The sequence below is a fragment of the Roseococcus sp. YIM B11640 genome, assembly GCF_049727625.1.
Classification (GTDB): Bacteria; Pseudomonadota; Alphaproteobacteria; order Acetobacterales; family Acetobacteraceae; genus Roseococcus.
In genome coordinates this window covers 829155-841010 of record NZ_JBBJOZ010000001.1, presented here as the reverse complement: position 1 = coordinate 841010, position 11856 = coordinate 829155, and the positions used below count along the sequence as shown (strand labels likewise).

Genomic DNA, 11856 nt, shown 5'->3' with positions numbered 1-11856 from the left:
TGTCGTAACCATATGACGTAGCTTAGCGTCGCTTCGCGCTCTGCCTAGTCGAGCCGGATGCCTGCGCTGCGCACGATGCGACCCCAGGCCTGCTGCTCCTCCGTCACGAGCTCCGCAAGCTGAGGTGTCGTCATGGGCTCGGCTTTCGACGCCTGGCCCCGCAGAATCTCGAGCATCGCCGGATCCTGCAGCCCACGCGCGACGGATTGGTTGAGCCGCGCCACCACAGCCTCGGGCGTGCGTGCCGGCGCGAAGATTCCCTGAAAGATACTGATAGAGAGATCCAGCCCCTCCTCCTTCAAGGTCGGCACTTGCGGGAGCAGCGGCAGACGCTCGGACGAGAGGACCGCCAGCACACGCACCGTGCCGTCTCGCGCCAGCGCCTCGGCCGCGCCGGCCGGCATCACCATCGCGTCCACCTGACCGGCCGCCAGCGCCTGCGCGGCGGGCGCCGCGCCCGTGAAGGGAACATGGAGCAATTCGATACCGGCCGCCTCGCCGATCCGCAGCATCGCGATCTGGGAGACGCTACCCACGCCCCAGCTGGAATGCGTCAACGCCGACGGACGCGCTTTGGCAGCCGCGACAAAGGCCTTCAAGTCCACGATCTGCCGCTGCGTCGGGCCGACGGCGAGCGCGAGCGGTACGCGCGTGATCAGGTTCACCGGGACGAAGTCACGCTCCGGGACATAGGGAAGGTTCCGCATCGCGGCCGGGTTGACGGCATGCGTATCCGTCACGCCGACGAGAAGCGTCAGCCCATCGGCCGGCGAACGCGCGACCAGCGTCGCACCGATGCTGCCATTCGCGCCGGGCCGGTTCTCCACAACGACCGTGTGGCCGAGGTTCGCCGTCATCGGTTGCATCAGCCCGCGCGCAAGGACGTCCGTAATGCCGCCTGGGTTGTAAGGCACGACCAGCCGTACGGTTCCTGACGGCAAGGCGTTCTGTGCTGCGGCCGGAGAGGCCGCAAGGCCAGCCGCCATCGCGGCCAGGGAACGTCGGGACAACACGGGCAAACCCTCCGATCGGATGAGGCGCCAGCGTTTCTTCCCGCGAAAACAATGGCAGGGCCTTCAGGGCTCCGCAAGCGCCGCCCGGAGAAGGGCCATCAGCTGATCCGCGTCACGCGACGAGAGGCGCGCGAGAGTCCGCCGGTGCGCCTCTCGCGCCGCCGGCTCGATGCGCGGCAGCAGGGCGCGCCCGGCCCGGGAGAGCGTGCAGAGCATCACCCGGCCATCCCCCGCATCGCGCCGGCGGCGGATCAGGCCCCGCGCCTCCAGCCGCGCCAGGGTTCCGGCGGCCGTGCTTTTGTCGAGGCCCACATCGGCCGCGAGGGTGCTCTGGTCCGCGGCACCGCGCGAGGCGATGGCGCTCATGAGGCTGTACTGCACGGGCGTCACGCCGAATTCGGCGGCCAACTCGGCGAAGAGCGCGACGTGAAGCTGATGCATCCGCCGGATGAGGAAGCCCGGACGGTCCGCCAACGGCCAGACCTCCGATGCTTCGGAATCGGGCGCCGACGACGCGGCAATGCCGAGATTCCGGGCAGGCTCTCCGTCACGCTCCAAAGCCAATCTCCAACACCGATTGCGGGCCGCGTCATGCCGCGCGCATATCTTCAGTACACGTAACATCTGCCGGAGATCGTCGCCATGCCCCTGCTCTCGCGCCGTCAGGTCCTCGCCGCCGGCACCGCATTGCTGGCCGCCCCGCATGTCGCGCTGGCCCAGGCTCCGATCAAGCTGACGCTCCCTTGGCTCGCCCAGGGCTCGACCGCCTATTGCTACATCGCGAAGGAGATGGGCGCCTTCTCCCGCCGTGGCCTGAATGTGGAGACCTCTCGCGGCTTCGGCTCGGTGGCCGCCGCCCAGGCGCTGGCGCAGGGGCAGTTCGACTATGCCGTTGTAGGCGCGGGCCCGATGATCCTGGCCGCGGCCCGCGAACTCCCGATCACCGGCCTCGCCACCGTCAACTACGACATGACCATGGGGATCATGGTCCGAGCGGACAGCCCGATCCGCACCGCGAAGGACCTGGAGGGCAAGCGCCTCGGCGCCGTACCGACGAGCGCGGAATACCCCTTCTGGCCGGCCTTCGCACGGCGCGCGGGCATCGACCTGTCGAAGGTCACCATCCAGCAGCTCGACAACCGTGTCCTGGAGCGCACGCTGATCGACCGCCAGGTGGACGCGATCACGGCCATCGCCTCGTCCTCCATCCCGGTGATGCAGGCCCAGAATGCGCAGAGCCGCTTTATCCCCTATTCCTCGGCGAACCTGAACTTCTACGCCAACGTCATCTGCACGCGGCCTGACGTCTTGCGCGACCGAGCAGCTCAGGCCGAGGCGATAACGGATGCGCTGCTGGAGGCCGCCGCCTTCCAGCTGCGCGAGCCCGAGCGCGCCCTCGACATGTTCGTGAAGCAGGTCCCCGAGATCGGCATCACCTCGGGCGGACGCGAGAATGCCCGCCTGTCCCAAGGCATCATGCAGGTGACCATGGTGAAGCCGGAGGCCATTCAGAACGGCCTCGGCTACACCGACATGGCCGCCTGGAACGCAATGACCGACCTGGTGATGGAATTCGGCGCGCCGGCCGACGCGAAGCGTCCCGCGACGGATGCCATCATCAGCAACCGCTTCGCCGGCAAGACCAAGCTGACGCCGGCCGAATGGGATGCGCTCCGCGCCCGCCTCGCGCCGTTCGGGGCGATGATCGGGTGATCAGGCTTCGCGGAGTCCGTAAGACCTACGCCTCGCCGGCCGGTCCGGTCGAGGCGGTGGCCGGCGTGTCGTGCGACATCGCCGAGGGCGAGTTCGTCTCGATCCTCGGCCCCTCGGGCTGCGGCAAGTCCACGCTGCTCATGATGATGGCCGGGCTGGAGAGCGTCTCCGCAGGCTCCATCGAGATCGGCGGCAAGCCCCTGGAAGGTCCGCGGCGCGATGCCGGGCTGGTCTTCCAGGATGCGACACTGTTGCCCTGGCTCTCGGCCCGCGACAACGTTCTGTTCCCCATCAAGATGATGCGCCTGCCGCGCGACGAGTACGTGGCGCGCGCCGAGGAGCTGCTGCGCTCCGTCGGGCTCGCGGACTTCATGGACAAGCGCCCGCGCGAGCTTTCGGGCGGCATGCGCCAGCGCGTGGCACTCTGCCGCTCCCTGATCCACCAACCTTCCATCATGCTGATGGACGAGCCTTTCTCCGCGCTCGACGCCATCACGCGCGACGAGATGGCGCTGGTGCTGCTGGATCTCTGGTCGCGCCATCGCAAGACCGGGATCTTCATCACCCACAGCATCCGCGAAGCCGTCCTGCTCTCCGACCGGGTGCTCGTCATGACGCGCCGGCCGGCAGTGGTCGTGGCCGATATCCGCATCCCCTTCGAGCGACCGCGCGACGAGACCGTGCAGGACAGTGCCGAATTCATCGCCATCGTGGCGCGCCTGCGCGGCATGATCGAGCACAGCATCCGGGAGGCCGCATGAGCGCCACCGACAGCATCATCGCGCCGGCAGCGGAGCCCATGGCTTCCGCTCCGGTCGTGGTAGAGCGCAGTAGCCTCACCGATCATCCAGCGGCGCGCATTCTGCTGCCGGCCCTCTTCGCGGTGGTGATGATCGGGCTCTGGGAAGGCCTGGTGATCTGGTATGCCGTGCCGGAGGTGATCCTGCCGACGCCGAGCCGTGTCTACCAGCGCATCCTGCAGACCTGGCCCTTCCTGCTGCAGCACGCCGTGCCCACCGGGCTGGATTCCCTCTTCGGGTTTATCATCGCGACGATCCTCGGCATGGGGATCGCGCTGGTGCTGACCTACTCGAAATGGGCTTATGTCACCCTCTATCCGAACGTCGTCCTCCTGCAGCTGATCCCGAAGATCGCCCTCGCGCCTCTCTTCATCGTGTGGCTCGGCATCGGGACGTCGTCGCGTCTCGCCTTCTCGGTGTTCATTGCCTTCTTCCCCGTGGTGATCGCGACCCAGACCGGCCTCAACTCCACGCCGCCCGACATGATCCGCCTGTGCAAGGCACTGACGGCGCGGTCCTGGCAGGTCTTCCTTTCGGTGCGGTTCCCCTACGCGCTCCCGCACATCTTCTCGGGGCTGAAGATTGCCGTCACCTTCGCGATCATCGGCGTCATCGTGGGCGAGTTCATCACGGCGCAGGCCGGGCTCGGCTACCTCGTGCTCTTCGCCTCCAGCCAGGCCGAGACGGCGCTGGTCCTGGCCTCGATCGCCATGCTCTGCGTCGTTGGCCTGGTGCTCTACGGAATCGTCGCCGGACTCGAACGGATCGTCCTGCGCAAATACGGCCACTAGGCCGAAAGGAGGAAATCACCATGCAGTACGACAAGCTGCTGAAGGGCGGACGAGTGGTCTGCCCGGCCACCGGCATCGACGGCGTCATGGATGTCGCGGTGAAGGATGGCAGGATCGCGGCCATCGAGGCCGAGATCCTGCCGAACTCGGCCAGGGAAGTCATCACGGTGAAGGACAAGATCGTCCTGCCGGGGATGATCGACACGCACGCGCACATCTACACCTACGTTTCCGGCCGCTTCGGCCTGCCGGCCGACATGGCGGGCGTGGACAGTGGCGTGACCGCACTGGTGGATCAGGGCGGCGCCTCCTGCATGACCATGCCGGGCTTCCGCGAGTTCATCGCCAAGCCCGCCAGGTCCCGCGTGTTCAGCTTCATCAGCGCCTATGTCGTAGGCGGGCTGGAGGGCCACTACTACCCGAACCTCTATGGGCCCGAGAACGTCGATGTCGGCGCCACGGTGAAGATGGCCCATGCCAATCCCGGCCTGGTGCGCGGCGTGAAGGCGCATGCGGAACTCGGCGGGATGGCGCGCTTCGGTCTGGAAGTGCTGAAGCAGGCGGCGGAGATCGGCCGCGAGGCGGACCTGCCGGTCTATTGTCATTTCGGACAGCTCTGGCCCACGCCGGAGACCGGGCCCAATGGCGTGGACCCCGACGAGATCCTGCCGCTGGTCGTGCCCCTGCTGCGGCCGGGCGACATCCTGGCCCATCCCTTCACGCGCCATCCGGGCGGCTTCGTGGACCGGCGCACGGGCAAGGTCCACGCCATCGTCGATGCCGCGCTCAAGGCCGGGCTGAAGGTCGATGTGGGCCATGGCTCGCACTTCTCCTTCAACATGGCGCGCATCAGCCTCGATGCCGGCATCATGCCGGACACCCTGGGCGCCGACATGCACGGCTACAACACGCGCGTCCCGCCGCCCGCCGGCACGCCCTCGAGCCACCCGGATCCGGAGGAAAGCCATCCGTTCGCCGGCAAGGCCCGCTTCTCGCTGACGCTGGCGATGAGCGAGATGCTCGCGCTCGGCGTGCCGTTCGAGAAGGTGGTCCGCATGGTCACCACCGGCCCCGCCGCCATGCTGCGCATGGATGACGGCATCGGCACGCTGCGCATCGGCGCGGTGGCGGATGTGTCCGTGCTCAGCGACCTGCGCGGCAAGTTCCGCATGGAGGACAACGAGGGCACGCAGGTGATTGCCGACCGCCTTCTCCAGCCGGAGTTCTGCCTGCGCGAGGGCGTGCGCTACGACGCTACCGCACCCATCCTTCCGGCGGCCATCGCGGCCTGAGATGAAACCGCAAGGTGTTGGGGCGGCCATCCCCCGCAAGGAGGATGACCGCTTCCTCCGTGGCCGCGGCCGCTTCGTCGGCGACATCGCCATGGCGGGAATGCGGGAGGTTGCCTTTCTCCGCAGCCCCGTCGCGCATGGGCTGGTCCGGCATATCGGGAAGCCGGCCGGCTTCGAGCGTCAGGTCTTTACGATGGCGGATCTGGAAGGCGTGCTGCCGATCCGTGCGCCCTCCTCCCTGCCCGGCTTCCGCAAGACGGATCAGTGGCCGCTGGCCCATGGCCGCGTGCGCCAGGTCGGCGAGCCTGTCGCCATGGTCATGGCCGCGTCGCGAGCCGAAGCGGAGGATATCTGCGAAGCCATCGAGCTCGACATCGAGGAGCTTCCGGCGGCGACAGACATGCTCGCCCACCGCGCCGGACCGCCGATCCATGAAGGCTGGGCCGACAATGTCGTGCTCCATACGCTGGTGGAGGATGATCTTTCCGGTATCGCGCCAGCGATCACCGTCCGCCGGCGCCTACGCACCGCGCGCCAGCACATGGCGCCGTTGGAGGGGCGTGGCGTGGTCGCGCGATGGGAGCCGCGGATTGGCCAGCTCGAAATGCACACATCCTCGCAGATGGTGCATGTGACCAAGACGGGGCTCGCCGAATGCCTGGGCCTGGCAGAATCCGCCGTTCGGATCATCAGCCCCGACGTCGGCGGGGGCTTCGGCTACAAGGGCATCCTCCTGCAGGAAGAGGTCGCGATCGGCTGGCTCGCGCGGCGCCTCGGCGGCACGCCGCTGCGCTGGCTCGAGGACCGGCGCGAGGGCCTTTCCGGCCAGGCCAATTGCCGCGAGCACCACTACGACATCGACGTGCATGCCGATTCCGAGGGACGCATCCTCGCCATCGATTGCGAGGCGCATGTCGATAGCGGCGCCTATTCCGCCTATCCGTTCAGCGCCTGTCTGGAGGCGGCGCAGATCGCTTCTATCCTGCCTGGCCCCTATGTCGTGCCGCGTTTCCGCTGCCGCACCTGGAGCGTGGCGACCAACAAGCCGCCGATACTGCCCTACCGCGGGGTCGCGCGAACCGGCGTATGCTACGCGCTGGAGACCACGCTCGACGCCGTCGCGCGGAAGGCCGGGATCGACCCCGTCGCGCTCCGCCTGCGGAACCTGCCGTCGGCCGAGGCGATGCCCTATGTGAACGTCACGAAGAAGATCTTCGACAGCGGCGACTACCCCGAGGCCCTGCGCCGGGCGGCCGAAGCCATAGACGCCGACGGCTTCAAGGCCCGGCAGGACAGCGCCCGCGCGAAGGGCCGCCTGATCGGCCAGGGATTCGCCGTCTTCAACGAGCAGGGCGCGCACGGCACCAGCGTCTACCACGGCTGGGGCATCCCCTTCGTCCCGGGCGCCGAGGCCTGCCAGGCGCGGCTGACGCCTGATGGCGCGCTGGAGCTTCGCGTCGGCGTTCACAGCCATGGACAGGGCATGGAAACCACCCTCGCCCAGGTGGCGCATGAGGTGCTGGGTCTTCCGGTCGAACGCGTGCAGCTCGTCCACGGCGACACCGCGCTCACGCCCTATTCCACCGGCACCTGGGGCAGCCGCAGCGCAGTGATGGCCGGCGGCGCGGTGGGCGATGCCTGCGCCGAGCTGCGGCGGCGCCTCATTCCGATGGGCGCGCATCTGCTCCAGGCCGATCCCGCTGAAGCCGTCTTCGAGAATGGTGCCGTGCATGCGGGCGGCGGCAGCGTCAGCGTCGCCGAGATCGCTCGCACCCTCTACCGCGCGCCCCAGAACCTCACCGAAGCCATGCAGGCGCAGGGGCTGGAATGCACGGTCGGGCACAAGACAGCACGAGACACCGGCACCTTCAGCTATGCGGCGCATGCCGTGGAGATCGAGCTCGACGCGGCCACGGGCCATGTGGCGCTGACGCGCTACATCATCGTCGAGGACGGCGGGGTTCTGCTCAACCCGCTGGTCGCGGACGGGCAGGTGCTGGGCGGAACCGCCCAGGGCATCGGCACCGCCCTGCTGGAGGAAATGCCCTACGACGCTTCCGGCCAGCCGCTCGCCTCGACCTTCGTGGACTACATGCTGCCCGGCGCGGCGGAGGTGCCGGACATCGAGATCCATCACATGGAGACGCCGAGCCCCATCAGCCGCTTCGGCCAGAAGGGCATCGGCGAGAGCGGCGCCATCGGCCCGCCGGCCGCCATCGTGAACGCGATCAACAATGCCATCGCGCATCTGGGTCGTGAGGTCACGGATCTTCCCGCCAGCCCGGACCGCATCCTGGCGGCCCTCGCATGAAGCCCGCGCCTTTCGAGCACGCCAAGGTGAACCTGGCCTCCGAGGCCTTCGAGCTCCTGGCACGGCCCGGCGCCAAGCCTCTTTCCGGTGGGCAGTCGCTGGCGCCGACGATGAACTTGCGCCTGGTGCGTCCCGCTTTGCTGGTGGATGTGAAGCGCATCCCCGGCCTGCGGGGTTTCACCGAGCATGCGGACCACCTCCGCCTCGGTGCCGCTACGACGCATGCGGAGATCGAGGACGGCGCGGTGCCCGACGTCACCAACGGCCTCATGCCGCATGTGGCCCATGGCATCGCCTATCGCGCCGTGCGCCATCGCGGGACCATCGGCGGCAGCCTCGCCCATGCCGATCCGGCCGGCGACTGGCCCAATCTCATGCCCGCGCTGGGCGCCACCATCATCGCGATGGGCGCGCAAGGCGAGCGGCGCATCCCGGCGGAAGGCTTCATGCTCGCCCCCTTCACCACCGCCCTGCAGCCGGGCGAGATCATCCTCGCCGTCGAGATCCCCCGCATCACCGGGCGCTGGGGCTACTGCAAGATCAACCGCAAGATCGGCGAGTTCGCGAAGGCCATCGGCATCGCGATCGAGGCACCACGAAGCCTGTTCGCCGGGGCGGTGGACGGGCCGCCGACACGGCTGGACGCGCCCGGCGATATCCCAGCACGCCTCACCTGGCTCGATGCCGCCGCGCAGCGGCTGGCCGCGGTGGCCGTGCAGCGCGCGGTCGCGATGATGGAACAGGCGTGATGCAGATCAGCGTCAATGGCGAACAACGACGCATCGTCGCCTCGGCACGCACACATCTCGCCGATGTGCTGCGCGAAGAATGCGGCCTGACCGGCACGCATATTGGCTGCGAGCAGGGCGTCTGCGGCGCCTGCACCGTCATCGTGAATGGCGCGCCCACCCGGTCCTGCCTGCTCTACGCTCACGAGGCGGCGGGCATGGAGGTCATCACCATCGAAGGACTCGACGAGGACCCGGTGGCCGAGGCGCTTCGCGCCGCCTTCAGCAAGCACCACGCCCTCCAGTGCGGCTATTGCACGCCGGGCATGATGGTGACCGCGCGCGACATCGTGACGCGCCTGGGGGCCGTGGACGAGGCCCGGATCCGGGACGAGCTCGCGGGCAATCTCTGCCGCTGCACGGGCTATCGCGGCATCGTGCGCGCCATCGCGGAGGTCGCGGCCAGCCGTCCGGTCCTGACGCGCGCCGCGGTGACGGCCGCGCCGATCCTGCCCGCGCCCGCCCCTGCCCCCGTGGCCGGCTCGGCCGCAATGGCTGCGCCCGAATTCGCGAACCAGCTGACGCATCGGGTGGAACTCGCGATTCCGTTGGAAACGGCCTGGGCCATCCTCTCCAACCCCGCGCGGGTGGCCGCCTGCCTCCCCGGCGCGCGGCTGCTGCATCAGCAAGGGGAGGCCGTGGACGGCGAGGTCAGCCTGGCGCTGGGCCCCTTCACGGCGCGGTTCGCCGGCAGCGGCACGTTGACCTTCGACCATGCCCACCATCGCGGCCTGCTTCGCGGAAAGGGCCGGGATGGCGGCAATGGCGCGGAAGGCCAGGTCGGCTGGCTGCTCACGCCCACGCCGTCCGGATGCGTGCTGGAGTTGGAACTGGGCTGGCGCCTCACCGGCCCGCTCGCGCAATTCTCGCGACCAGGGCTGGTGCGCGGCCTCGTGGCTGGCATGGCCGGGGAATTCGCCCGCAACCTGGAAAGCGCGGCACGCGGCGAGGCCCCGGCGCCCACCCCCTCGCTCTGGTCGCTTCTCCTGCGTATGCTGCGCGGCTGGTTCCGCGGCTGACGTCTTGCCAAGCGCGCGTGGGGAGGCTTGAAGGCCTCCCCCATGTCTCCCGTCATCGGCATCGACTTCGGCACCACGAACAGCGTGGTCACCGCCCTGCGGCCAGATGGCACCGCGCGCGTGCTGACGCACGACACGGGCGAGATCTTCCGCACCGTGCTGTGCTTCTGGCTGGACCCTGACGGCCGCCAGCGCCAGGCGGCCGGACCGCGCGCCATCGACGCCTATCTCGACGATCCCTTCGACAGCCGGCTCATCATGTCGATGAAGAGCCATCTGGCGCAGCGCAGCTTTACCGAAACCCGCATCCTCGGCCGGGCCTGGACGCTGGAGCAGCTGGTCGCGGCCTTCCTGCGGCACCTCCTTGCGCCATTCGCGGGAGAGCTGGACGGCGCCCGCGTGGTCGTGGGGCGCCCCGTCCACTTCGTCGGCGAGACCGCGGATGACGTGCTGGGGGCCGAACGGCTCCGCGCGGGCTTCGCGGCCGCTGGCCTCAGCGATGTGCACCTGGCACTCGAGCCTGCGGCCGCCGGGCATCGCTTCGCCCAGACCCTGGATGCGCCCGCCACCGTGCTGGTCGCGGATTTCGGCGGCGGCACGAGCGACTTCTCGCTGCTGCGCTTCGAGCCGGGGCCGCCCCGCCGCGTCACGGCACTGGGACATTCCGGCCTCGGCATCGCGGGGGACGCCTTCGATTTCCGGATCATGGACCACGTCGTCTCGCCCCTGCTCGGCAAGGGCGGCACCTACCGGCCGTTCGACACCGACCTGCCGATCCCGCCCGCCTGGTACGCTCAATTCGCCCGCTGGCACCTCCTGTCGCTCATGCGGGCGCCGAAGACGCTGCGCGACATCGCCGATGTCATGCGCTACGCGGCCGCGCCGGAGCGCCTCGGGCATCTGCTGCATCTGATCGAGGACGAGGCGGGCTACGCGCTTTCCCGCGCCGTGTCGGGGGCCAAGGCGGCCCTCTCCTCGAGAAGCAGCACGTCGCTTTCCTTCCGGCACGGCGATTTCGAGATCGAGGCGGAAATCACGCGCGCGGAGTTCGAGTCCTGGATCGCGCCCGAGCTTCGCGGCATCACCGCGGCGGTCGATGCCGCCCTTTCAGATGCGGCCCTGCGGCCGGACGAAGTGGACCGGGTGTTCCTGACCGGCGGCACCTCCCTGGTGCCAGCGGTCCGGCGTCTTTTCGAGCAGCGTTTCGGTGCGGCGAAGGTCGTCGCGGGCGGGGAGTTCGTCTCCGTGGCGGAGGGGCTGGCCCTGATCGGGCGGGACTGAGGCCCGCCTTCGGGCTGAACAGCAAAGGAAAGCTTGCAATCCGGCCGCCGCCGGGCATCCTTCGGCCCATGTCGAGGAACGGATTCGCAGGGAAGCGCCAGGGCCGAGCCCCAGCCATGCGCGCGCGCGCGGCATGAGCGGGCCCATCAGGCTGGCCCTGGTCGAGGACGATCCCCTCCAGCGCCGTATCGTGTCCGAGTACCTGGCGCAGCACGGCTTGCGGCCCCAGGCCTATGGCTCAGGCGCCGAGTTCAAGCGCGCGCACAGTCAGAGCCTGCCCGACCTCGCGCTTTTCGACGTGCATCTGAACGAGGTCGAGGACGGCTTCGCCCTGGCCCGCTGGGCCCGCTCGCGCTCGAGCCGGCTCGGCATCATCATGCTGACGGCGGCCGGGGATACCGTGGATCGTGTGGTCGGCCTGGAATCCGGCGCGGACGATTACATCACCAAGCCCTTCGAGCCGCGTGAGCTCCTGGCCCGCATCAAGGCCCTGCTCCGCCGCTCCTCCGAGGCGCCGCCCCCACCGCCGCTGCTCACCGAGATCCGGATCGGCGTGGCGCGCCTCAACCTCGAGCGGCGCGTGCTGATCCTGGCCGACGGATCCGAGGACCAACTTTCGGCCAGCGAGTTCGACCTGCTGCACATCATGGTGAAGCATCCGAACCGGCCGCTGACCCGGGAATGGCTGCTGGAAACGGCGGCGCACCGGGAGGCCGAGGTTTTCGACCGCGCCATCGACAATCGCATCATGCGCCTGCGCCGGAAGGTGGAGGCCGATCCGGCCAAGCCGGAAGCCATCCGCTCCGTGCGGGGCGTGGGCTACATCTTCGTTCCCTCGAAGGACTGAA

At 69.0% G+C, this 11856-nt stretch carries 11 protein-coding genes; 9 read left to right on the top strand and 2 right to left on the bottom strand.

Going from position 1 to position 11856, the window contains the following annotated elements:
* Positions 1–44: 44 nt before the first annotated feature.
* The gene (locus WJM96_RS04290; protein WP_424811185.1) at positions 45–866 is read right to left on the bottom strand and encodes a Bug family tripartite tricarboxylate transporter substrate binding protein; all 822 of its coding nucleotides are present in this window, start codon (positions 864–866) and stop codon (positions 45–47) included.
* 210 nt (positions 867–1076) lie between these two features.
* Positions 1077–1487: a MarR family winged helix-turn-helix transcriptional regulator gene (locus tag WJM96_RS04285; RefSeq protein ID WP_424811184.1), complete on the bottom strand. Its 411-nt coding sequence runs from the start codon at positions 1485–1487 to the stop codon at positions 1077–1079.
* A 168-nt stretch (positions 1488–1655) separates the two neighbouring features.
* Between WJM96_RS04285 and WJM96_RS04280 the strand changes: the two genes are divergently transcribed.
* The 9 genes from WJM96_RS04280 to WJM96_RS04240 all read left to right on the top strand — a co-directional run bounded on the left by WJM96_RS04280 (position 1656) and on the right by WJM96_RS04240 (position 11855).
* Positions 1656–2726, top strand: coding sequence for an ABC transporter substrate-binding protein (locus WJM96_RS04280; protein WP_424811183.1), 1071 nt, complete (start codon positions 1656–1658; stop codon positions 2724–2726).
* A complete protein-coding gene (locus tag WJM96_RS04275) occupies positions 2723–3487 on the top strand; it encodes an ABC transporter ATP-binding protein (RefSeq protein ID WP_424811182.1) in 765 nt (254 codons plus the stop codon). Before WJM96_RS04280 ends, WJM96_RS04275 begins: the two co-directional genes overlap by 4 nt.
* Positions 3484–4317: an ABC transporter permease gene (locus WJM96_RS04270; RefSeq protein WP_424811181.1), complete on the top strand. Its 834-nt coding sequence runs from the start codon at positions 3484–3486 to the stop codon at positions 4315–4317. The genes WJM96_RS04275 and WJM96_RS04270 overlap by 4 nt, the downstream gene beginning before the upstream one ends.
* 20 nt (positions 4318–4337) lie before the next feature.
* Positions 4338–5609, top strand: coding sequence for an amidohydrolase/deacetylase family metallohydrolase (locus WJM96_RS04265; protein ID WP_424811180.1), 1272 nt, complete (start codon positions 4338–4340; stop codon positions 5607–5609).
* Between the two features lies 1 nt (position 5610).
* The gene (locus WJM96_RS04260) at positions 5611–7920 is read left to right on the top strand and encodes a xanthine dehydrogenase family protein molybdopterin-binding subunit (protein WP_424811179.1); all 2310 of its coding nucleotides are present in this window, start codon (positions 5611–5613) and stop codon (positions 7918–7920) included.
* Positions 7917–8669, top strand: coding sequence for an FAD binding domain-containing protein (locus tag WJM96_RS04255; protein WP_424811178.1), 753 nt, complete (start codon positions 7917–7919; stop codon positions 8667–8669). Before WJM96_RS04260 ends, WJM96_RS04255 begins: the two co-directional genes overlap by 4 nt.
* Positions 8669–9727 (top strand): 2Fe-2S iron-sulfur cluster-binding protein, encoded by a 1059-nt coding sequence (locus tag WJM96_RS04250; RefSeq protein ID WP_424811177.1) that lies wholly within the window; start codon positions 8669–8671, stop codon positions 9725–9727. The genes WJM96_RS04255 and WJM96_RS04250 overlap by 1 nt, the downstream gene beginning before the upstream one ends.
* 42 nt (positions 9728–9769) lie before the next feature.
* Positions 9770–11008 carry an Hsp70 family protein gene (locus WJM96_RS04245; RefSeq protein ID WP_424811176.1) on the top strand — a complete coding sequence of 413 codons (1239 nt, stop codon included), beginning with the start codon at positions 9770–9772 and terminating at the stop codon, positions 11006–11008.
* A gap of 133 nt (positions 11009–11141) precedes the next feature.
* The gene (locus WJM96_RS04240) at positions 11142–11855 is read left to right on the top strand and encodes a response regulator (RefSeq protein ID WP_424811175.1); all 714 of its coding nucleotides are present in this window, start codon (positions 11142–11144) and stop codon (positions 11853–11855) included.
* The last annotated feature ends 1 nt before the right edge of the window (position 11856 follow it).